At 62.6% G+C, this 20,663-nt stretch carries 24 protein-coding genes; 21 read left to right on the forward strand and 3 right to left on the reverse strand.

The features are described from left to right. Positions 1 to 468 precede the first annotated feature (468 nt). On the forward strand, positions 469 to 798 hold the full coding sequence (locus I0K07_RS12780; protein WP_203294030.1) for a hypothetical protein: 330 nt from the start codon (positions 469 to 471) through the stop codon (positions 796 to 798). Positions 799 to 1,001: 203 nt separating this feature from the next. Continuing rightward, on the forward strand, positions 1,002 to 1,427 hold the full coding sequence (locus I0K07_RS12785; RefSeq protein WP_203294031.1) for a hypothetical protein: 426 nt from the start codon (positions 1,002 to 1,004) through the stop codon (positions 1,425 to 1,427). Between the two features lie 147 nt (positions 1,428 to 1,574). Here the strand turns inward: I0K07_RS12785 and I0K07_RS15900 are convergent, their stop codons facing one another. After that, on the reverse strand, positions 1,575 to 1,763 hold the full coding sequence (locus I0K07_RS15900) for a hypothetical protein (RefSeq protein ID WP_238934849.1): 189 nt from the start codon (positions 1,761 to 1,763) through the stop codon (positions 1,575 to 1,577). Positions 1,764 to 2,057: 294 nt separating this feature from the next. Continuing rightward, a complete protein-coding gene (locus I0K07_RS12790; RefSeq protein ID WP_203294032.1) occupies positions 2,058 to 2,429 on the reverse strand; it encodes a hypothetical protein in 372 nt (123 codons plus the stop codon). Between the two features lie 271 nt (positions 2,430 to 2,700). Between I0K07_RS12790 and I0K07_RS12795 the strand changes: the two genes are divergently transcribed. The 19 genes from I0K07_RS12795 to I0K07_RS12885 all read left to right on the forward strand — a co-directional run bounded on the left by I0K07_RS12795 (position 2,701) and on the right by I0K07_RS12885 (position 19,603). After that, a complete protein-coding gene (locus I0K07_RS12795) occupies positions 2,701 to 3,573 on the forward strand; it encodes a thymidylate synthase (protein ID WP_238934850.1) in 873 nt (290 codons plus the stop codon). Continuing rightward, entirely contained in the window at positions 3,570 to 3,890 is a 321-nt protein-coding gene (locus I0K07_RS12800) for a nucleoside triphosphate pyrophosphohydrolase family protein (protein WP_203294033.1), read from the forward strand. Before I0K07_RS12795 ends, I0K07_RS12800 begins: the two co-directional genes overlap by 4 nt. Continuing rightward, positions 3,887 to 4,417: a dihydrofolate reductase gene (locus I0K07_RS12805; RefSeq protein WP_203294034.1), complete on the forward strand. Its 531-nt coding sequence runs from the start codon at positions 3,887 to 3,889 to the stop codon at positions 4,415 to 4,417. The genes I0K07_RS12800 and I0K07_RS12805 overlap by 4 nt, the downstream gene beginning before the upstream one ends. Before the next feature lie 111 nt (positions 4,418 to 4,528). After that, a complete protein-coding gene (gene hflK / locus I0K07_RS12810; protein ID WP_203294035.1) occupies positions 4,529 to 5,677 on the forward strand; it encodes an FtsH protease activity modulator HflK in 1,149 nt (382 codons plus the stop codon). After that, complete coding sequence (gene hflC, locus I0K07_RS12815) at positions 5,674 to 6,552, forward strand: protease modulator HflC (RefSeq protein ID WP_203294036.1); 879 nt, start codon at positions 5,674 to 5,676, stop codon at positions 6,550 to 6,552. The genes hflK and hflC overlap by 4 nt, the downstream gene beginning before the upstream one ends. After that, positions 6,552 to 6,740, forward strand: coding sequence for a DUF2065 family protein (locus I0K07_RS12820; RefSeq protein ID WP_203294037.1), 189 nt, complete (start codon positions 6,552 to 6,554; stop codon positions 6,738 to 6,740). Before hflC ends, I0K07_RS12820 begins: the two co-directional genes overlap by 1 nt. A 60-nt stretch (positions 6,741 to 6,800) precedes the next feature. Then, a complete protein-coding gene (locus I0K07_RS12825; RefSeq protein WP_203294038.1) occupies positions 6,801 to 7,040 on the forward strand; it encodes a DUF2283 domain-containing protein in 240 nt (79 codons plus the stop codon). Between the two features lie 160 nt (positions 7,041 to 7,200). Continuing rightward, positions 7,201 to 8,586 carry a Do family serine endopeptidase gene (locus tag I0K07_RS12830; protein WP_203294039.1) on the forward strand — a complete coding sequence of 462 codons (1,386 nt, stop codon included), beginning with the start codon at positions 7,201 to 7,203 and terminating at the stop codon, positions 8,584 to 8,586. Next, positions 8,583 to 9,509, forward strand: a complete 927-nt coding sequence (miaA, locus tag I0K07_RS12835) for a tRNA (adenosine(37)-N6)-dimethylallyltransferase MiaA (RefSeq protein ID WP_203294040.1) — start codon at positions 8,583 to 8,585, stop codon at positions 9,507 to 9,509. Before I0K07_RS12830 ends, miaA begins: the two co-directional genes overlap by 4 nt. Positions 9,510 to 9,511: 2 nt before the next feature. Continuing rightward, a complete protein-coding gene (locus I0K07_RS12840; RefSeq protein ID WP_203294041.1) occupies positions 9,512 to 10,021 on the forward strand; it encodes a YybH family protein in 510 nt (169 codons plus the stop codon). Then, positions 10,014 to 11,006 carry a ketol-acid reductoisomerase gene (gene ilvC, locus I0K07_RS12845; protein ID WP_203294042.1) on the forward strand — a complete coding sequence of 331 codons (993 nt, stop codon included), beginning with the start codon at positions 10,014 to 10,016 and terminating at the stop codon, positions 11,004 to 11,006. Before I0K07_RS12840 ends, ilvC begins: the two co-directional genes overlap by 8 nt. 60 nt (positions 11,007 to 11,066) lie before the next feature. Continuing rightward, on the forward strand, positions 11,067 to 11,585 hold the full coding sequence (locus tag I0K07_RS12850) for a hypothetical protein (protein WP_203294043.1): 519 nt from the start codon (positions 11,067 to 11,069) through the stop codon (positions 11,583 to 11,585). A 42-nt stretch (positions 11,586 to 11,627) separates the two neighbouring features. After that, positions 11,628 to 12,356 carry a TVP38/TMEM64 family protein gene (locus I0K07_RS12855; protein WP_203294044.1) on the forward strand — a complete coding sequence of 243 codons (729 nt, stop codon included), beginning with the start codon at positions 11,628 to 11,630 and terminating at the stop codon, positions 12,354 to 12,356. Between the two features lie 132 nt (positions 12,357 to 12,488). Continuing rightward, the gene (locus I0K07_RS12860) at positions 12,489 to 13,529 is read left to right on the forward strand and encodes a rod shape-determining protein (protein WP_203294045.1); all 1,041 of its coding nucleotides are present in this window, start codon (positions 12,489 to 12,491) and stop codon (positions 13,527 to 13,529) included. 49 nt (positions 13,530 to 13,578) lie between these two features. Next, a complete protein-coding gene (gene mreC / locus I0K07_RS12865) occupies positions 13,579 to 14,574 on the forward strand; it encodes a rod shape-determining protein MreC (protein ID WP_203294046.1) in 996 nt (331 codons plus the stop codon). Continuing rightward, positions 14,571 to 15,092 carry a rod shape-determining protein MreD gene (gene mreD, locus I0K07_RS12870; RefSeq protein ID WP_203294047.1) on the forward strand — a complete coding sequence of 174 codons (522 nt, stop codon included), beginning with the start codon at positions 14,571 to 14,573 and terminating at the stop codon, positions 15,090 to 15,092. Before mreC ends, mreD begins: the two co-directional genes overlap by 4 nt. 12 nt (positions 15,093 to 15,104) lie before the next feature. Further along, positions 15,105 to 16,979, forward strand: a complete 1,875-nt coding sequence (gene mrdA, locus I0K07_RS12875) for a penicillin-binding protein 2 (protein WP_203294048.1) — start codon at positions 15,105 to 15,107, stop codon at positions 16,977 to 16,979. Beyond that, on the forward strand, positions 16,979 to 18,136 hold the full coding sequence (gene rodA / locus I0K07_RS12880; protein WP_203294049.1) for a rod shape-determining protein RodA: 1,158 nt from the start codon (positions 16,979 to 16,981) through the stop codon (positions 18,134 to 18,136). Before mrdA ends, rodA begins: the two co-directional genes overlap by 1 nt. A gap of 114 nt (positions 18,137 to 18,250) precedes the next feature. Further along, entirely contained in the window at positions 18,251 to 19,603 is a 1,353-nt protein-coding gene (locus I0K07_RS12885; protein WP_203294050.1) for a sodium-dependent transporter, read from the forward strand. Here the strand turns inward: I0K07_RS12885 and pip are convergent. Continuing rightward, on the reverse strand, positions 19,600 to 20,565 hold the full coding sequence (pip, locus tag I0K07_RS12890) for a prolyl aminopeptidase (protein ID WP_203294051.1): 966 nt from the start codon (positions 20,563 to 20,565) through the stop codon (positions 19,600 to 19,602). The genes I0K07_RS12885 and pip overlap by 4 nt on opposite strands. Between the last annotated feature and the right edge of the window lie 98 nt (positions 20,566 to 20,663).

A 20,663-nucleotide genomic window follows, 5' to 3' on the forward strand; every position in this document is an offset into this window, starting at 1 on the left:
AAGTTTCCCCCCCCCGCCGCGGGGGGGAGGTGCCGAGCCTGCGAGGCGGAGGGGGCGCCGCGCAACGCGCGGCGGTGTTGGCGCCAGGTGAGGTCCACGCCCGCCTTGGGCGGGCGCCCCCTTCGACCCGAAGCGCTGCTTCGGTCTTCGGCGCGTCGGACGATCCACTGGATCGTCCTTGGGCGCCTCAGTCCCCCGCGAGCGGGGGCAGAAAGAATACGCCCTCTCCCTGGGGAGAGGGTGGCGCGCATGTGCCGGAAGGGGTGAAACTCGGTGCGTCGGGATAGACCTCGCTCTCCGTCGCGGGGAAGAGGGTATTGAGATTGCCAGGCCCCACGGTCACAGGCAGTACGGATAGGGGCATGGATGATTTAATTCGGGAATGACTCTCTAAAATCAGGAAGAAAAGCCGCCGAAAATGGTGTGTGTCCCCGTTTTTTCCTGTTTTCTCCCGCTTGGAGACTTATTTTGAAAAATGTATACATAGTAATGTGTAAAATTAGGCCGATTAGTCAATCGACAATGTTTGGTGATTTGTCTGGTGCCTATGTGAGTTGTTATGCACAGGCATCAAGTTGCGAAGTGGCTGTTGAAATGTGTCTTGAGTCTTTGCGATTTGATGGCATGCATGTGGAGGAGGTTTCCGACCAGATCCACAAAATGAAAGCTTCTGATTGGTCGTTGCATTTGATGGATCAATGGCCGCTGCATGTGTCGCAATTGCCATCTCAGGCAGAGTTTGAAGAGTTTATTTATAACAATGAGGTGGTGTACGGTCCTTTTGGTGCTTTTGAGTAAAGATAAAAAGCAGGAACGCACACCAATTCAAGGAAAACGGGCCTTCAAGCTGACAGGTGCCCTGGGAAAAGCAGGGACCCGGGAAAAACAGGGACACACACCAATTCCTCGATTGTGCCCCAACTCTTGGGAGCGCCCTTGGCTCGACGCGAAATAAATGATGTGTGTCCATGTTTTCTCCAAAGGGCTTCTGGAGGGTGTCCATGCGAGCGTTCTTGGGCTCACTGCTCGTCTTCGTCGGCTGCGCCCAAGCGCCAGCGACCGTCGATCAAATGGTTGACTCGACACGGCAAGACATCGAGAGACTCTACAGCGAAACACCGGATCTCGTGACCAGTCGGCTGACGGCTGTGCGGCAGTGGGGGACGGATTATTCTCTGGACGACATTCGCAGCATCGCCAGTCAGTGCAGCCCGTCAGATTTTGCATTTGACCAGGACAACAGCCGTGTCGCGGTTGGGCAGGAAACCAACCGGATTTTTTTCGTGTGCAGGCAACAGAACCATTTGGTTGTGTTCCAAAAATACATCGGCGCGGGTGCGAACCTTTCTGGTGAGTATCTCGGATTGCTGGTGTGTCCCGTAGATGATTGTGAGAACTACCCGGAGCAGCATTTCTCAATTGGGTAGCGCGCTACGAAAACAGGGACACGCACCATTTGACCATTGTATCCCAAGTCTTGCGAGCGCCTTAGGCTCGGCGCGAAATAAATGGTGTGTGTCCCCGTTTTTTCTGTGTCCCGGTTTTTCCGCGGATGCAATGACGATACCTAGGACTCAATCACCGTCAGATCGATTTTCGGAATCCCTTATCCAAACCACTGTGAAAAACAATAAAACAACTAGAGAAACGGCAACCCACTCTTTGAAATGTTGTGGAATAAGGCTTTGGTGTGACACAAAAAGGACGTGGGCCGTTCCTCCAAATAAAACAAAGGCCAAAACTAATTTAACAAATGTCTTCATCAGCACTCCAAAAGTCTTTAAGGGATTCCGGGAATCCTCGCACGTCAATCGTTATCGAGAATTCCTGTGTCAAGGCACCAGAAAATCCCAACCCCTTGCCAAATCTAATGGATCATTGACGCACTCGATCGTCTCCGCCTGATCCTAGCGGATCGTTAGTCGCACGCGAGATGCTCAAAACGGCAAGGCCAACATCGCGAGCATCAACAGGGACACACACCAATCCCCCGTTTGTGTCCCAAGCCTTTCGGCTGAAACCCTAAAACACGCGGAACAAGCCGCGAGCACCGTCGCTCAGCCCGCAAATCCCCGGCACCAGGCCACAGCCGCTTCCTCATCGGTGAAAATCTCCACCCGCAGGGCGTGCCGGTCGGTGATGCGTTTCATCAGGGCGGCCCGTTCGTCGCCATAGCCGGGCGGGGGGAGGTAGGCGATGGGGAAATGGTCGGGGAAGATGAAGCTGGCATCTTCCCAGGTTTCCATGGCGAGGCTCTCGCTGGGCAGGACGTCCAGGTCGAGCGCATGGACGAGGGCGCTGTGGGCCCCGGGTTCGCGGACGAAGGTCTCGATCGTCCGGAACAGGGCCGCATAATCGGTATGGGCCGGATCACCGGTCAGGCGGATGCGAATGATACCGTCCGCATCGGGGCGCTCAGCAGTCAGCAAGGCTTGCCTCCAGAACAGGCATGGTGGATGCGAGGCTAGCATATCACCGGGCCGGCATCATTCCGGTCACCGTGAAAGCCGGTAAAAATGGTCCCGGAGCGGTGAAGCCCTTGGCTTCGCTGGCACATCGCGACTCGCCAACATCTGGCCGCATACAGCCCCCTCCGCAATTCCGTCCGTCGCGCTAGGATGATGGATTGAAGAATCAGGGCTGTTTGGGCGGAATGAATTCCGACGCCAGACAGAAACGAGCTCCACAGGGATATGCGCCATGGCCGATGCGGCTTTCACCTCGATCGACGGACTGAAACCCCGCCCGGATGCGTCCGGTGAGGCGGGCTCGTCGGTGGAGCGGGCCTATCTCGACCTGCTGCGCGACATTCTGGAGAATGGGGCGGAACAGCATGACCGCACCGGTGTCGGCACGCTCTCCGTCTTCGGGCGCCAGCTGCGCTGTGACCTGTCCGAAGGCTTTCCGCTGCTGACCACGAAGAAGGTGCATTTCAAGTCGATCGCGATTGAATTGCTCTGGTTCCTGCGCGGTGAGACGAATGTACGCTGGCTGCAGGAGCGCGGCGTGTCGATCTGGGATGAGTGGGCCGATGAAAACGGTGATCTCGGCCCGGTCTATGGCAAGCAATGGCGCCGCTGGGAAGGTCCGGATGGGACGGAAATCGACCAGCTCTCCAACATTCTGGAACAGATCAAGTCGAACCCGGCCTCGCGCCGGCTGATCGTGTCGGGCTGGAACCCGGCGGATGTGCCGAACATGGCGCTGCCGCCCTGTCACACGCTCTACCAGTTCAATATCGCCAACGGGAAACTCTCCTGCCAGCTCTATCAGCGCTCGGCGGACATGTTCCTGGGCGTGCCCTTCAACATCGCCTCCTATGCGCTGCTGACGGCGATGGTGGCGCAGGTGTGCGGGCTGGAGCCGGGCGAGTACATCCACACTTTCGGCGACGCCCACATCTATTCCAACCATATGGACCAGGTGCGCGAGCAATTGTCCCGCACGCCGCGGGCTCTGCCGCGGCTCTCCCTCAATCCGGAGGCGAAAGACCTGTTCGCCTTTGAATATGAGGACATCACGCTGGAGGGGTATGACCCGCTGCCGCGCATTGCCGCCCCGGTGGCGGTGTGACCGGACAGCTGGACGAACTGGGCGGCAAGATCGCGCAGGTTTCCGATATCTATGCCGAGCACTTCAAGATTGACCGGTCCGGTGACTGGTATCTGCTGAAACTGCAGGAAGAGATCGGCGAGCTGACACAGGCCTATCTGACGGCTACTGGCCGCACGCGCAAACCGTCCGGTGAGGCGGCGAAGGCGCAGCTGGCGCTGGAAATGGCGGATGCGCTGGGGATGCTGCTCCTGCTGGCGCGGGATGAGGGCATCGATCTGGACGCTGCCGTGCAGGACAAATGGCTGAGCTGGCTGGACCGGGACACGCCGGAATGACGACGACAATTCCCAAACTCTGTCTGATCGCGGCGCGCGGGCGCAATGGGGTGATCGGGGCGGACGGCGATCTGCCCTGGCGGCTCTCCTCCGACCTCAAGCATTTCAAGGCAACGACCAAGGGCAAGCCCGTGATCATGGGCCGCAAGACCTGGGAGAGCCTGCCCTTCAAACCCCTGCCGGGCCGGACCAATATCGTGGTGACACGGCAGGCCGCCTATACCGCGCAGGGTGCCCATGTGGTGGGCGATCTGGGGGCGGCCATGGATGCCGCCTTCATGGCGGCGGACACGGATGGTGTGGACGAGGTCTTTGTGATCGGCGGGGCGCAGATCTATGCGGAAACCCTGCACCATGCCGACCGCCTCTATCTGACCGATGTCGAGGCGGAACCGGAGGGTGAAGCCCGCTTCCCGGTCTTCGAGGAAAGCGCCTGGCATGAAATCCATCGCGAGGCCTTCCCGGCCGGCGAGGGGGATGATCATGCCTTTGTTGTGCGTTGCCTGGAAAAGCCCCCGCATCGCTGAGGCGGGCAAAGGGGGACGGCGCACCTGCCGGTTCCCCTCCACTTACCCTTGAACCTGAGGGCGCTTGCGTTCATGTAAGGCGTCGAAATAGCGAGAGGATCAAACCGACCCATGCCGTGGAACGACAATCAGGGTGGTGGCGGCGGAGGCCCGTGGGGCTCCGGCGGCAATAATAACCAGAATCCATGGGGCCAGCGGCCCAATGGCGGTGGCGGGGGCGATCAAGGCCCCGACCTGGACGAAGTTGTTCGTGACATGCAACGCAAGCTCGGCGGCCTGTTTGGCGGCAAGGGCGGCGGTGCCGGTGGCGGCAAGAAGGGCGGCGGTGGCGCCAGCGCTTTCGGTTTCGGCTTCATCATCGCGATCATCGCGGTGGTCTGGTTCCTGATGCCGGGCTCCGGCTGGTATCAGGTCGGGCCGAACCAGGCCGGTGTGGTGCTGCGCTTCGGCGAATACTCCCGTACATCCTCGCCGGGCTTCCATTTCAAACTGCCCACCCCGATCGAAACGGTGGAGCTGCCGGAAGTCACGACGACGAATGAAATGACGATCGGGCAGGGGTCTGAAGGCCAGATGCTGACCCGCGACGAGAACATCGTCGACATCGACTTCTCGGTTCAGTGGCGCGTCGACCTGTCCTATCCGGACGGGGTTCGCGACTTCCTGTTCAATGTCCGCGACCCGCAAGGCACGGTCCGCGCCATTGCCGAAAGCGCCATGCGTGAAGTCGTCGGCACGTCCGATCTGCAATTCATCATCACCGAAGGCCGGGCCGAAGTGTCCCGCCGGTCGCGTGAAATCCTGCAGGAAACGCTGAACGAGTACGAGGCGGGTATCGAGATCCTGCAAGTGAACCTGCGTAATGCTCAGCCGCCGGAGCGGGTGATCGATGCTTTCCGCGGCGTGGATATCGCGCAGCAAGAAGCCGAGCGCGCCCAGCTGAACGCAACAGCCCATGCCAACTCGGTCATTCCGGCCGCGCGCGGTGAAGCGGCCCAGCTGACCCAGGCCGCCCAGGCCTATCGCGACTCCGTGATTGCCCAGGCCCAGGGTGATGCTGACCGTTTCGTCTCCATCTATGACGAATACGCCCAGGCGCCCGATGTGACCCGTCGGCGCATGTATCTGGAAACCATGGAACAGGTGATCGGCCGTTCCGACATCATCGTGCTCGACGGCGAAGCGGGCGCAATGCCCTATCTGCCGCTCGACCAACTCGGCCGTAATCGCGCCCGCAACACCCAGGGAGGCAATCAATGATCCGCACGCTTGGAATCATCATCCTCGCAGCCGCCCTGTTTGTCGGCTTGCAGAGTGTCTACACCGTGTCTGAAACCGAACAGGCGCTGATCCTGCGCCTGGGTGAGCCGGTCGATGCTGTCAATGAAGCGGCAGAGCCCGATCCGGGCCTGCACTTCAAGGCGCCCTTCATCATGGATGTGCTGATCTTCGACAAGCGCAATCTGGAACTGGATCTCGAGCCGGAGGAAATCTTGGCCTCGGACCAGGAGCGCCTGATCGTGGACGCCTTCCTGCGCTATCGCATCACCGATCCGCTGCGCTACTACCAGACCTTCCGCGACGAACGCGGAGCCCGGGTCCGCCTGCAGCAGATCATGGATGACAGCCTGCGGGGCGTGATCGCCTCCATCCCGTCGTCCGATGTCATCTCCGGCCAGCGTGCCGAGCTGATGGACCGGGTCCAGGCTGCGGTTGAAACCCAGGTCCAGACCGGCCGCTTCGGCATCGAGGTCATCGATGTGCGTATCCTGCGCGCTGACCTGCCGCAGCAGATTGCCGACAATGTGTTCGAGCGGATGCGCTCGGAACGGGACCAGGAAGCGGCCCGTATCCGCGCCGAAGGTGAACAGCGAGCCACGGAAATCCGCGCTGATGCGGATCGCCAGGCCACGATCATCCGCGCCGAGGCCCGCGCTGAATCCGAACGGATCCGCGGTGAGGGCGATGCTCGCCGGAACGCGATCTATGCCGAGGCTTATGGCCGCGATCCGGAATTCTTCGGCTTCTACCGGTCGATGCAGGCCTATGAGCAGGCGATCGTGTCAGGCACGCCCATCGTGGTGCCGCCGGACTCGGAATTCTTCCGCTATTTCCAGTCTGAAACCGGACAATAGTGGCGACCTATCTTCTCGTCGGTGTGGGCGTGGCGATGGTGCTGGAAGGCATTCTCTACGCGCTCATGCCCGGCGGGATGAAGGGTTTCCTGAGCCAAATCAGTGAAATGAGCCCGGATCAGATTAGGCTGGCCGGGCTTGTTGCTGTTGGGGCCGGTGTCGGCCTGGTCTGGTGGGTGCTGAAGTGACAGCCTGCCGGTTCAAAATGGTTCAAGGAGCCGAACAAAATTGCGGTGAAGTGAGGTGACATGCTTACGGTTCTGATGATGAAAGTGCGGGCGTTTTTCAGCCGCTCCTACAGGTTTCACCTGTCTTCGATGAGCGAGGGGCCCGCTTATCTTTATCTTCCTGCCCATCCGCGCGGCAGCATTCCTGGACTTGTCAGCAGGTCGATTAGGCTGAGCAAGATAATTCCGGATTATAAGGGTGACGAAGTGAACCTGGATTTCGATGCTGAGGGCCGGTTGGTCGGGATTGAAGTCTGGTAGCTGAATAAGCTCAGTCGGGGGGCTGTTCCCATGAAGCCGGAATTGATCCCTTTGTGGTCTGATTGAACTGACAGCCTGCATCGCCGCGCTTGCGGTCAGGGGGCGTGAGGCGGTATCACGTTAACCCTTGTTCGGCGTTCACAATAAAACGGCTTATCTGATGCGGCGTTTCCTGGCTTTCCTGTGTTTCCTGGTGCTGACCCCGGCCGCGATGGCCCATCCGGCGCCGGACGGGTTTGCCGATCTGGCCGAGCGCCTCTCACCGGCCGTGGTGAATATCTCCGCCGCCCAGCGCCTGGACAGTGGTGACGGCCTGCCGGAATTTCCTGAAGGCTCCCCGCTGGAGCGTTTCAACGATATTTTCGGCGATGCCCCGCGCATCGCGAATTCGCTGGGGTCCGGCTTCATCATCGACAGCGCCGGCCTGGTCGTGACCAATAATCACGTCATCGACGGTGCCGACGAAGTCGAAGTGGCGCTGCCGGATGGCCGCATCTTCCCCGCCGAAGTGGTCGGCATCGACCCGGTGACCGATCTCGCCGTTTTGCGCATGCAGGTCAGCGAACCGCTGCCGAGCGTGGCCTTTGGAGACAGTGACACGGCCCGTGTGGGTGATTGGGTGATCGCGATCGGCAATCCGTTCGGCCTGGGCGGTACGCTGACCGCCGGCGTCGTGTCGGCACGGGGCCGCGAGCTGGGTGGGCGCTATGATGATTACATCCAGACCGATGTGGCCATCAATACGGGCAATTCCGGCGGTCCGCTATTCAATCTGGATGGCGAAGTGGTGGGCGTGAACACGCTGATCCTGTCACCGACCGGTGCCAGTGTCGGCATCTCCCTGTCCATCCCGTCCAATATCGCCACGCGCGTGGTCGACCAGCTGATCGAATATGGCGAGACCCGCCGCGGCTGGCTGGGTTTGAGCGTGATCCGTGTGACCCCGGAACTGGCCGAAAGCTATGAGCTGGATGTGCCCTATGGCGCGATCGTCTCGCGCATCGAGGAGGATGGCCCGGCCGATGAGGGCGGGCTTCGCCAGGGCGATCTTGTGCTTCGCTTTGACGGACGCCGCGTGCGCGACAGCCAGAGCTTCCCGCGCATGGTCGCGGAAAGCGAGATCGGCCGGACGGTCGAGCTGGACATCATCCGCCGCGACCGTGCCATGACGCTGAGCGTCGAGGTGGGACAGTTGCAGGAAGAGGGGGGCGAGGCCAGTGCCGCGCCGGAGGCGGACTTCGTGCTGGACCCGACCGTGCCGGACGGCAATGTGCTGCTGGGCATGACCTTGGGCACGCTGGATGCGCCCTCGCGCCGCCGCTATCGCGTCGATCCGGATGCCGAGGGTGTTCTGGTGACCGAGGTGGATGCCACGTCTGATGCTGCCGGCAAGGTGCGTCCGGGCGACGTCATCGAGGAAGTCGAGTTCACCCGTGTGGAAACGATCGAGGATATCCGCGAGATCATTGCCAATCATGGCGGCGGACCGATCCGTTTCCAGATCAATCGTGGCGGCCAGTACGTGCTGCAATCCATACGGCCGTGAGTCCGGCCTGGCTGATCGCGGGGCCGACTGCGGCGGGCAAGACAGCGCTCGCCATCGCCGCCGCGCAAGGCCTGGATGGTGAAATCATCAATGCGGACTCGATGCAGATCTATGACGGTCTGCATCTGATCACGGCCCGTCCGAGCGCCGAGGAAATGGCGCAAATCCCCCATCATCTTTTCGGCGTTGCCGATCCGGCCGAGCGCTGGTCGGTGGGACGCTGGAGCGAGGCCGCGCTGGCCTTGATCGAGGATGTCCGGGCGCGCGGCCGGATGCCCATTCTGGTGGGCGGGACGGGTCTCTATTTCAATGCCCTCACAGTCGGTCTGGCCCCGGTGCCTGAGATTGGCGAGGCTGCGCGGGCAAGGGCTGCGGCGCTGGAGGCCGAAGGCGGTCTTGATGCCCTGCGAGCAGAAGCCTTTGTGATTGACCCCGTCGCAGCAGAGCGCATTCAGGGCGCTGACCGGCAGCGCCTGCTGCGGATCATTGAAGTCGGGTATGAGACCGGTCGCAAACTGAGTGACTTCCAGCAAGAGACGCATCCGCTTTTGCCTGAGGGAAGCTGGCGGGGTCTGGTGATCGAGCCGGAACGAGAGGCGCTCTATGCGCGCATCAATGCGCGTTTTGACCGGATGATGGAGCAGGGTGCCATGGAAGAGGTGCAGGCCTTCGCCGAGCGCGAACTGGATCCTGAGCTGCCTGCCATGAAGGCTCTGGGTGTGCCGCCGCTTCTGGCCTATCTGCGCGGTGAAACCGGGATGGATGTCGCGGTCGAGCTCGCCAAGCGGGACAGCCGCCGCTACGCGAAACGCCAGCTGACATGGTTCCGTAATCAAACCGCCAACTGGCCCCGGATAACGTCTCTGGATGCAGGCGAGGCGCGCGAAGCGCTGAGCGCGCTGCTGGCAGATGGGGAGAATTGATCATGCGCTCATGGATAGCGGGACTGGCCTTGGCCGGTCTGACGGGCGGAGCGGTTGCGGCCCAGTCGAATGACGCGGTGGTCGAGGCCATCCTGCAGGCCGACCGGGATTTTGCTGCGCTCGCGGCCGAGGCGGATATCGAAAACGCCTTTGCGGCCTGGATGGACAGTGTTGATGGCCGACTGGTGCGCGGTACTGCGACGCCGACGCGCGGTGAGGCGCAGATCCGGGCGCTGTTTGCCGGCGTGCCCGAGGGCACGCTTTTGCACTGGGAACCGGAGGAAGGCCTGGCCGGGAGCGGTGATGATTTCGGCGTGACCTGGGGTGTGTGGGAATTGCATCCGGACGGGGACCGGTCCACCCCGCCGGCCGGACGCGGGACCTATGTCACCGTGTGGCGTTTGAATGCGGACGGGAATTGGCGCGGCATACTGGACATGGGCACGGATGATCCGTCCTATCAGCCCCCGCAAGCCCAAGCCGATTCGCAAAGCGCTCCCGAGGATGACTGAACCACTCTACGCCAAGGATATTGATCTCGCCCCGATCCGCCGGACCCGTCTGGCGATTGTCGGCTATGGCAATCATGGCCGGTCCCATGCGCTGTGCCTGCGCGATAGCGGCGTAAAGGACATCCGGATCGCGCTGCGCCCGGGCTCGCCCTCGCGTGCCAAGGCGGAAGCGGACGGGTTCGAAGTGGTGAGCCTGGAAGACGCGGCCGCTTGGGCCGACGCCATCGCGCTGCTGGCAGCCGACGAGGCGCACCGGCAGATCTGGGAGCAATCCATTGCGCCCAACCGCAAGCCGGGCCAGGCGCTGATCCTGTGTCACGGGTTTTCCATCCACTACAAGCTGATCGAGCCGCCAGCCGATTGCGACGTCATCCTGGCGGCCGCGAAAGGGCCGGGCGGGGCGGTGCGGCAGGAATTCGAGAAGGGCTCCGGCCTGATCGGTTTCTGGGCGGTGGAGCAGGATGCCAGCGGGCAGGCGCGCGAACTGGCACTGGCCTATCTGGCCGGGATCGGATCCGGCAATGTCGGGATATTCCCGACCACATTCCGTGAGGAGACCGTGTCCGACCTGTTCGGTGAGCAGGTTGTTCTGGTGGGCGGCATGGTGGCGCTGGCGCGGGCCAGTTTTGATCGGCTGGTGCAGGCCGGCGTGTCGCCACGCATGGCCTATATCGACTGCGTCCACGAGATCAAATACCTCGCCGACCTTATCCAGGCCCGCGGCATTGCCGGCATGTATGAGGCGATTTCCGATACCGCGGAGTTCGGCGCGCGGGAGATCGAGGCGGATATCGCCGGTCCCGAACTCCATGCCGTGTTCGACAAGGCGATGGCGGCTATCGAGGATGGCAGTTTCGCGAAGAAATGGGTGGAAACCTATGAGGCGGGCGATGCCATGAAGGCGGACCGTGAGCGTGATCACAGCCTGGCCGTCGAGGCGGCTGGCAAGGAATTGCGCAGCCGCATCTACGGTGCCACGAAATAGCCAACAAGATCATCACCCTGTATGAGGTGATTTCAAGATTCTCACTGCGTGGGGGCAGGTATGGCGTTCAATCCGGTCAAAATCCGCCGATATGGTGAACCCAAGGAAGTCGTGGCTCGTGTATTCGAAGAGGTCGGCGGCATTCCCAAAGTCATGGAATTGCTGGATCTCAGCCGGACACGTGTCTACGCGCTGGCCGATCCGGATTCCTCCAACGAGATTTCCTACACACGCGTCGCGACGCTGACCGAAGCCGGCTCCACGGCGGCGGCGCAGCACCTCGCTGCACTGGCCGGCGGGATCTTCCTGCCCATCGACAAGGCCGATGACGCCAACTGGCTGGCCCTGGCCGGTGATGCCAGTCGGTCGAATGCGCGCAATATCTCGGCCCTGATGGAGAGCCTGAGCGAGACCGAGCGGTCTCCGGGGCGTGTCGACCAGGATGAGGCGCGTGAAATCCTCAAGGTTCTGGACGAACAGCTGGCCATTCTGGCGGTGCAGCGTGCCAAGCTCTCGGCGATTGCCTCCGGGGAAATGGTCGACATGGACGGCGAATTGCCGGACGGTGAGGACAGCTAGGCCAATCGGCCCTGTCCTGATGCCTCACGGTTCCGGCACGCCATGAAACAGATCCTGGATTTCATCCTGCGCATGGATGCCCGCGCGGCGCGCGCGATCGGCGTCTCTATCGCCCTGTTCGCGGTGGTCGGGATTGTCTTCCTGTTGGGCCGTTTTGTGCTGGATGTGGAGCCGGGTGCGGCCAGTGACTGGTTCGCCGACATGGCGGGCCGCTGGTATGCCCTGCCGGTCACCATCATCATTTTCACCCTGCTGTCTTTCCTGGGTGCACCGCAATTCGGTCTGATGGCAGCGGCGATTGTGGCTTTCGGGCCGACGCTGGGCTCGCTCTATGCCTGGATCGCGACCCTGTTCGCCGCTTCGGTGAATTTCTTCATGGGCCGGATATTCGGAGCCCGCGTCCTGAAACGCTATGGCGGGGACTGGGCCAACCGGATCTCCAGCTTCATCGGCCGCAACGGCTTGCTGGCCGCCATGCTGGTGCGTTGGGTGCCCTCGGGGCCCTTCATTGTCGTGAATATGGGCTTCGGTGTCGCGCGCACACCCTATTGGGCCTTCCTGCTGGGCACGGCGATGGGGACGGGGCCGAAGATCATCGTGGTGGGCCTGGCCGGTCAGAGCATCCTGGCCATGCTGTCGGAAGGCCAGCTCCTGCTGGGCGTGGCGCTGCTGGTCGCGGTGATCGGCTGGATCGGTGTCATGCTGCTGGCCCGCAAATGGCTGCGGCGCCATCGTGAAAATCGGGCGGAAGAGACGGAAACACCGTCATAACCTTGCCTTAAATCTTTTGCCTAGATGTGCGGCGACGCGGTTTGCGCCCCTTGCAATATCGGGCGGAGCATCGCACAAGAAAAACATGTTGCACCGCGGCTTTGCCGCCACACACCCGAATTTTGCACGCTCATGCTCAATAGCCTTTTTGGTTTGCTCTCCGCGGATATCGCGATCGACCTCGGTACGGCCAACACGCTGGTCTACGTCAAGGGACGCGGCGTCGTCCTGAATGAACCTTCTGTCGTGGCCTACAAGGTCGAGAAGGGCCGCAAACACGTCCAGGCCGTAGGGGCCGAGGCCAAGCTGATGCTCGGCAAGACCCCGGGCAATGTCGAAGCCATCCGGCCGATGCGCGATGGCGTCATCGCCGACTTCGACGTGGCCGAGGAAATGATCAAGCATTTCATCCAGAAAGTGCACAATCGCCGCGCCATGGTGTCGCCGCAGGTGGTGATCTGTGTGCCGTCCGGCGCCACCGCCGTTGAACGCCGCGCCATCCATGAGAGCGCGCTGGGTGCCGGTGCGCGCAAGGTCTATCTGATCGACGAACCGATGGCGGCGGCCGTCGGTGCCGGCCTGCCGATCGATGAGCCGACCGGTTCCATGATCGTGGATATCGGTGGCGGCACGACGGAAGTAGCCGTGATGTCCCTGTCCGGCATCGTCTATTCGCGCTCCGTGCGCGTGGGCGGTGACAAGATGGACGAGGCGATCATCAACTATATCCGCCGTTCCGCAAACCTGCTGATCGGTGAGACCTCCGCCGAGCGCATCAAGAAGGAAATCGGTTCGGCCATGCCGCCTGTGAAGGGTGAAGGCCTGTCGCTGGACATCAAGGGCCGCGACCTGATGAATGGCGTGCCGCGTGAGATCGCCGTCACCGAAGCCATGATCGCGGACAGCCTGTCCGAGCCGGTCGAGCAGATCGTCGAAGCGGTGAAACAGGCGCTGGAAGCGACGCCGCCGGAACTGGCGGCCGACATCGTCGACAAGGGTATCGTGCTGACGGGCGGGGGCGCGCTGCTGCGTAATCTCGACACCGAGCTGCGCGAGCGCACCGGCCTGCCGGTCAGCCTGGCCGATGAAGCCCTGTCCTGCGTGGTGCTGGGCTGTGGCAAGGCGGTCGAGGATCTGCGGGTCTGGCGGCCCATCCTGTCCGAAGCTGTCTAAGCAAACATACCGGGGGTAGTCTCACGCCGGGAGTAGAAGGAGTGAGTCGGTGGCGTCCAGGCGATCGACACGAAACGACAATGATCAGCGTGTCACGTTCTCGCGGCCGCTCTTCATCGCCCTTCTGGTCGTGTCCGGTGCCCTGATTGCTTTCGACCGGCCGGCCTCGCGCTCGGACGCGTTTGCCGGTTTCCGGGCCGGTTTTACCGATCTGGCCGCTCCTCTGCTGGAGCTGGGTGCCCAGCCGATCCGTTCGGTGAAGGGGATCGGACCCTATTTCCGCCGCCAGGGCGCGCTGGCCGAAGAGAATGCCCAGCTGCGCCAGCAATTGATCGAGGCGCGCTACTGGGAAGACCTGGCCTATCGCCAGCGCGATCGCATCGAGATCTATGAAGATGCGCTGGATGTCGAAACGCCGATGATCCAGGACCGGATCGGTGCCTGGACCGTGGCGGACCCGCAGGGCCCGTTCGTGCAGGCCCGCCTGATCGGCCGGGGTCTGGAAGCCGGGATCCGTGATGGCTATCCGGTGATCAATCTCTATGGACTGGTCGGCCGGGTCTATGAAACGGGACGGCGTTCCGCTCGTGTGCTTTTGCTGACCGACCTCAATTCGCGCATCCCGGTCATGGCGGACCGGTCGAATGCCCGCGCCATACTGATCGGTGACAATTCGGACTATCCGCGCCTGGAATATGTCGGACGGGCACCGGATCTGCAGGAAGGTGATCGGATCGTCTCTTCCGGTGATGGTGGTATCCTGCCGCGCGGCCTGCCGGTGGGCGAGGCGATCCTGACCCGGTCCGGGGAATGGCGCGTGCGCCTGTATTCCGACCAGGCACCGATCGATTTCGTCTGGGTCTGGCCCTATCACCGCATTGTTCCGCCGGACCAGGAACCGGAAGCTGCCGATCTGGAACTTCCGCCGGCCAGCCTGCCCCTGATCATGGAGCCGCCGCAGGCCGACAGCGAAGCGACCGGTGAGCCGGTCCCGGCGGATGCCGCCGCACCTGATGGCGATGCGGCGACGGAGGGCCGGCCATGAGGAAGCCCACGGATCGTCAATCGCCCTGGCTGGGCGCGCTGGGCTGTGTCCTGTCCATATTGCTGGCGCTGATCATGCAGGCGGCACCGACGCGTCTGGTGGACGGGATCAACATCATGCCGACCTGGCCGCTGATGGCGATTTTCCTGTGGTCCGGCGTGCGTCCGCATTTCATGCCGCCTTTTGCCATTTTCGCCATTGGTTTGACGCAGGACTTGCTGACCGGCGCGCCGATGGGTGTGTGGGCGCTGTCCTATCTCATCGCGATTGCCGCTTTCCGCTTCCGTGGCGAGGACGGCATGCCGCGCGATCTGCCGCCCGTGATCATCCGTTTTGCCGGGACCTTGCTCCTCGCTCACGCCATCGCCTTCACGGCCGGCAGTTTCGCGCTGGAGCAGATGGCTGATCTGCAGCCGCTGATCATCGAAATCGTGGCGACCCTCTTGATGTTCCCGCTTGTGGCCTTCCTGGTCCTGCGCCGCCGGCGTGGCGGGCGCAGCGGCTTTATCGGGGGGTGATCACGAAGTCTCATGCGTGCTGACCGCCAGGAACAGGATCTGAAATTCACCCGCCGGGCGCTGATCATGTCCGGCCTGGGCGGGATTGCGTTTACGGGTCTGGCGGGACGGCTCTATGCGCTGCAGGTCCTGGAGAATGAGCGCTATCGCCTGCTCTCCGAGGACAACCAGTTCAACTACTATCTCCTGCCGCCCTCGCGCGGGCGCATCCTGGACCGGTTCGGTGTGCCGATCGCGGAGAACCGGGACAGTTACCGGGCTCTGCTGGTGCCGGAACAAGCCGGTGACCTGGAAGCGGCACTGGACCGGCTCGCGCAATACATGCCGCTGAGCGATTACACGCGCACCCGCATCCTGCGGACGGCGCGCCAGCAGGAGCGTTTCCGGGCCATCACGATCGAGGATGATCTGGACTGGCAGACATTCTCCGCGATCAATATGAATGCGCCGGACCTGGCCGGGATCACGCCGGATGTCGGCGAGGTCCGGGCCTATCCCTATGGCGCCGCCTTTGCCCATGTCGTGGGCTATGTGCAGGCCCCCAATGACGAAGACATCCTGAACAATCCGCGCGAGGCGGAACGCCTGTTGCGCCACCCGGGTTTCCGGATTGGCAAGACGGGGGTGGAGAGTGCGCGGGAGATGGATCTGCGCGGTTCGGCCGGGGCGCTGAAAACAGAGGTCAATGCGCGCGGACGCGTGATCCGGGAATTGCCGGACCAGTCCGAACCGCCGCAAGCCGGCCAGGATGTGGTGATGACGCTGGATGCGGACATCCAGCGCTTTGCCCATGAGCGGTTGGGCCAGGAATCGGCGTCAGCCGTCGTGATGGACGTGAATACCGGTGAGCTGATCGCCCTGGTGTCCACGCCCAGTTTCGACCCCAACCTCTTCGTGGGCGGCATTTCGGTGCGCGACTATGCGGCGCTGCGCGAGAATGACCATAATCCGCTCTTCCACAAATCCATCCAGGGCACCTATCCGCCGGGCTCGACCTTCAAGGCAGTGGTGGCGGCTGCGGCCCTGGAACACGGGCTGGTGGACCCGAGCGAGACGATCCGCTGTACCGGCTCGACCCGTTTGGGACCGCGTGAATTCCACTGCTGGCGCCGCCAGGGGCATGGGCCCGTCAATCTGCACGAAGCGGTGAAAACCTCCTGCGACATCTTCTTCTACGAGATGGCCGACCGGCTGGGCATTGACCGGCTGTACGACATGGCTGTGCGCTTCGGTGTCGGCCAGGAGTTTGATATCGGGATTTCCGGCGTGCGCTCCGGCCTGATGCCGAACCCGGCCTGGCTGCGCGGGCGCTATGATGAGCCATGGACGACCGGTCACACCTATAATGCCGGTATCGGGCAGGGGGCGGTCTCCATGTCGCCGCTGCAACTGGCCGTCATGACGGCACGTGTGGCGTCCGGGCGGGCGGTCGAGCCGACGCTGTATCGCAATGCGCTGGCCCGTCCGGCGGAGCATATCGGCCTGTCCGAGGAGTCGCTGGCGCGGGTTCGCGCCGGTCTGCGCGGCGTCGTCCATGAGCCGGGCGGCACGTCCTATTCGCTGGGCGGTCTGGGCATTGAAGGCGTGGAAATGGCCGGCAAGACCGGTACGGCCCAGGTCTATTCCATCACGGCCGAGGAGCGCGCCTCCGGCGTGCGCAGCCAGGAAGACCTGCCCTGGCGTCTGCGCGACCATGGTCTCTTCATGTGCTACGCGCCAGCTGACCGGCCCAAATATGCCTGTGTCGTTGTCGTCGAACATGGCGGTGGCTCCAGCGCAGCGACGCGTCCGGCGCGCGACATCCTGCGCCGCGTCGTTGCCCGGGACCCGTCCAGCCGGCCCGGCGTGTTTGCCGACCTGTCCGCTTCGCAGCGAGGGGGCGCCTGATGGCGGTTTTCCGCGAGACGGTCCCGCGCGACCTGCAGGGCAAGCTGATGGAGCTGAACTGGACGCTCGTCCTGCTCCTCATCCTGCTCGGCCTGGCGGGTATCGGCATGTTGTACTCGGTCGGTGGCGGCAGCTGGTCACCCTGGGCGCTCAATCACACCATCCGTCTGGGGGTTGGCCTGGCAGCCATGGTGGTGATCGCCATGTTCCCGCCGCGCTTCTGGATGGGCGTGTCCTATCCGGCCTATGTGGTTGCCCTGCTCCTGCTGGTGCTTGTCGAGGTGATGGGCGTTTCGATCAATGGCGCGCAGCGCTGGGTCGATTTGGGGCCGATACGGATCCAGCCCTCCGAGATCATGAAGCTCGCCATCGTCTTCGCGCTGGCCCGCTATTATCACGATCTGCCCTCCGAAAAGGTGACCTCGATATCAGGCCTGTTGCCGCCGCTGATGATCATCGGCGCGCCGGCCATTCTTGTTCTCGGCCAGCCGGATCTGGGCACAACCCTGCTTCTGGCAGCCACCGGCGTCGCCGTGATCTTCATGGCGGGGTTGAGTTGGTGGTTCATCCTGGTGGTGGGAGCGATCGGCCTGATCGGCATGGTCGGGATCGGACTGTACGGGCTGGAGAACATCTTGGCCGACTATCAGATGGACCGGGTGCGAGCCTTCACCAATCCGGATTTCGACCCGCTGGGGATCAATTACCACCCGAACCAGGCGGTGATCACGCTGGGGTCCGGCGGGATGACGGGAAAGGGTTTCCTGGAGGGCACCCAGTCCAAACTGGGCTATCTGCCGGAAATGCAGACAGACTACATCTTCACGGCTCTGGGTGAGGAATTCGGCTTTGTCGGCGGGATCGCGATCCTGGCGATCAATGCGCTGATCATGGCGCAGGCCGTGGCCATCGCCATTTCGTGCAAATCGCCCTTCCTGCGCCTGCTGACGATCGGCATCACCACGACCTATGCCTCCTATGTCTTCATCAATATCGGCATGGTGTCGCGGCTTTTGCCGGTGGTCGGGGTTCCGCTGCCGCTGATCTCCTATGGCGGGACGGTGGTCCTGGCTGTGCTGGCCGGTTTCGGCCTCATCCTGGGGGCCCACATCCACCGCAATGCGGAGCCGCCGAGGGGCGCCGGACTGTTCGGCTGATTTGCCGCGCTGGCGAAGCCAGCTTGACCCGAACACAGGCTTGGGGAAGTGTGCGCGTCAATTGTGTAAGGGGTGCGCGCCCGTTAGCGGCGCGCTTTTTCAGGGGAGAATTTCATGGCGGCAACACCGGTCGGCCAGCACGCGCACTGGTCTTCGCGATTTGCATTCATTCTCGCCGCGGTGGGTTCCGCGGTTGGTCTGGGCAATCTCTGGCGATTCCCGTTCATGACGGGTCAGAATGGCGGTTCCGCCTTCGTCCTGATCTATATCGGCTGCGTGATCCTGTTTGCGATCCCGGTCCTGATGGCTGAAATCGCCATTGGCCGCCACGCGCAGCAATCGGCGATTTCCTCCACCCGGAAAATGGCACAGGAAGCGGGCAAGTCCGCCAAATGGGCGATTGTGGGCTGGGTCTGTACTGCGGGCGGTTTCCTGATCCTGACGACCTATTCGGTCATTGCGGGCATGGTCATGGCCTATTCGGCCTCCGGCTTCCTGGGCGGGTTCTCCGAGCCGGGCGGTGCGACCATGTTCTATGGCGATAATGGTGCGAAACTGATCTGGCACGCCGTCTTCATGATCATCACCGTGATGATCGTGGCGCGGGGTCTGAAGGGCGGTATCGAACAGGTCGCGACCTTCTTGATGCCGGTCTTCTTCATCGTGCTGATCGGCCTGACCATCTATTCGCTGGCATCCGGCAATGCGGCTGAAGCGATTGCCTATCTGTTCACGCCGGACTTCTCGGCGGTGACGGGCAACACCTTCGTGGCGGCCCTCGGCCAGGCCTTCTTCTCAGTCTCGGTCGCTTCGGCCATCATGATCACTTATGGCTCCTACCTGTCCAAGGACACCAATATCGGGTCGTCCTCGGTGCTGATCGCCTCGGCCGACACGATGGTCGCCCTGGTCGCCGGCCTGATGATCTTCCCGATCGTCTTCATGGTGGGCATGGACCCGGCTGCAGGCATGGGCCTGATCTTCACCGCGCTGCCGGCCGTTTTCGCCGACATGCCGGCCGGCAATATCATCGGTGGTGCCTTCTTCGCGCTGGCCTTCATCGCTGCGATCACCTCTTCGATCTCCCTGCTGGAAGGCACGGTGGCCTTCATCGAGGAGCATTCGGATTTCTCGCGCCCGACGGCGGCGGTTCTGCTGGGCTTCTTCGCCTTCATGATCGGTGCGGGTGCGGTCTATTCCGATGCATTCGCTGGCGAGTTCGTGGACTGGATGTCCGGCTCCTTCCTGCTGCCGCTGGGCGGTCTGCTGGTGGCCGTGTTTGCCGGTTGGGTAATCCCGAAATCGCTGATGCGTCAGGAGCTGAGCCATGCCTCGAACGGGCTGTTCGGCTTCTTCCACTTCTGCGTGAAGTTTGTGGTGCCGCCGGCGATCGGCATCATCCTGTTGCTGGGCCTGGACGCCAAGTTCAATGGTGGCGCCATCGGTGCCATGGTGGGACTGGGCTAGGTCAGGCGGGCCGCGAAGGCGTCGGTGGCGCGTACAAGCGCGTCCACCACGCCCGGCTCTCCCGCAGCATGACCGGCATCGCCGATCATTTGCAGGCGGGCACGCGGCCAGGCCCGGGCCAGCGCCCAGGCCGAGCGGGGCGGTGTGACGACATCATAGCGCCCCTGCACGATCACGCCGGGCAATTGATTGAAACGGTCGGCCTCCTCAAGCAGGAGGCCGTCGCGTTCAAAGAAGCCCTTGTGCAGGAAATAATGCGTCTCCAGACGGGCCAGCGCATCAGCGCGGATCGGATCGGCCAGCGGGGCTGACGGATCTCCGGCCATGGAAATGAGTGCGCTTTCCCAGCGCGCCCAGGCCAGTGCGTCGGGACGGCGGCGAACCAGGTCCGGCTCGGCCAGCCGCTCATAATAGGCCTTGATGATGTCGTCGCGTTCTTCCGGCGCCAGCGGGTCAACCAGGCGCTCCCAAGCGTCCGGGAAGAGCATGTTGGCGCCCTGGCGATAGAACCAGTCCAGCTCGATCTGGGTGCACAGGAAGACACCGCGCAGGACCAGGCCAAGGCAGCGATCCGCATGTTCCCGCGCATAGGCCAGGGACAGTGTGGCGCCCCAGGATCCGCCGAAGACGAGCCATTGATCGACGCCCATATGCACGCGGATTTTCTCGATGTCCTCGATCAGCTTCTGGGTCGTGTTGTTTTCCAGCGAGCCGTGTGGCGTGGAACGGCCGCAGCCGCGCTGGTCGAACAGGATGATGCGATAGCGGCGCGGATCGAAGAAGCGCCGCAGGGCGGGCGAAACGCCGCCGCCGGGGCCGCCATGCAGGGTGATGACCGGAATCCCGTCCGGTCGTCCGCATTCCTCGACATAGAGCTCATGCCCGTCACCGACCGGCAGATGGAAACTCTCCAGCGGACGGATCGGCGGATAAAGCAGGCGTCGGGTGTAGGAAGCGTCCATGTCGGCAGTGTGCTGTTAGCGGCTCGTAAACGCAATAAACGATAGCCTAAGGGATAGTCTGCCGATATCCTGTTACAGGATTGGGGCAAATCTGCGAT

Source organism: Maricaulis parjimensis (assembly GCF_016817355.1).
In the GTDB taxonomy this organism is placed as follows: domain Bacteria; phylum Pseudomonadota; class Alphaproteobacteria; order Caulobacterales; family Maricaulaceae; genus Maricaulis; species Maricaulis parjimensis.

Bases quoted from the DNA above. Each gene is read 5' to 3' on its own strand.
- I0K07_RS12860 (WP_203294045.1), top strand. From the start codon at position 12,489: ATGCTCAATAGCCTTTTTGGTTTGCTCTCCGCGGATATCGCGATCGAC.
- I0K07_RS12885 (WP_203294050.1), top strand. From the start codon at position 18,251: ATGGCGGCAACACCGGTCGGCCAGCACGCGCACTGGTCTTCGCGATTT.
- I0K07_RS12830 (WP_203294039.1), top strand. From the start codon at position 7,201: ATGCGGCGTTTCCTGGCTTTCCTGTGTTTCCTGGTGCTGACCCCGGCC.
- mrdA (WP_203294048.1), top strand. From the start codon at position 15,105: ATGCGTGCTGACCGCCAGGAACAGGATCTGAAATTCACCCGCCGGGCG.
- mreD (WP_203294047.1), top strand. From the start codon at position 14,571: ATGAGGAAGCCCACGGATCGTCAATCGCCCTGGCTGGGCGCGCTGGGC.
- I0K07_RS12850 (WP_203294043.1), top strand. From the start codon at position 11,067: ATGGCGTTCAATCCGGTCAAAATCCGCCGATATGGTGAACCCAAGGAA.
- I0K07_RS12785 (WP_203294031.1), top strand. From the start codon at position 1,002: ATGCGAGCGTTCTTGGGCTCACTGCTCGTCTTCGTCGGCTGCGCCCAA.
- ilvC (WP_203294042.1), top strand. From the start codon at position 10,014: ATGACTGAACCACTCTACGCCAAGGATATTGATCTCGCCCCGATCCGC.
- I0K07_RS12825 (WP_203294038.1), top strand. From the start codon at position 6,801: ATGCTTACGGTTCTGATGATGAAAGTGCGGGCGTTTTTCAGCCGCTCC.
- hflK (WP_203294035.1), top strand. From the start codon at position 4,529: ATGCCGTGGAACGACAATCAGGGTGGTGGCGGCGGAGGCCCGTGGGGC.
- I0K07_RS12855 (WP_203294044.1), top strand. From the start codon at position 11,628: ATGAAACAGATCCTGGATTTCATCCTGCGCATGGATGCCCGCGCGGCG.
- I0K07_RS12795 (WP_238934850.1), top strand. From the start codon at position 2,701: ATGGCCGATGCGGCTTTCACCTCGATCGACGGACTGAAACCCCGCCCG.
- I0K07_RS15900 (WP_238934849.1), bottom strand. From the start codon at position 1,763: ATGAAGACATTTGTTAAATTAGTTTTGGCCTTTGTTTTATTTGGAGGA.
- I0K07_RS12840 (WP_203294041.1), top strand. From the start codon at position 9,512: ATGCGCTCATGGATAGCGGGACTGGCCTTGGCCGGTCTGACGGGCGGA.
- rodA (WP_203294049.1), top strand. From the start codon at position 16,979: ATGGCGGTTTTCCGCGAGACGGTCCCGCGCGACCTGCAGGGCAAGCTG.
- pip (WP_203294051.1), bottom strand. From the start codon at position 20,565: ATGGACGCTTCCTACACCCGACGCCTGCTTTATCCGCCGATCCGTCCG.
- I0K07_RS12805 (WP_203294034.1), top strand. From the start codon at position 3,887: ATGACGACGACAATTCCCAAACTCTGTCTGATCGCGGCGCGCGGGCGC.
- hflC (WP_203294036.1), top strand. From the start codon at position 5,674: ATGATCCGCACGCTTGGAATCATCATCCTCGCAGCCGCCCTGTTTGTC.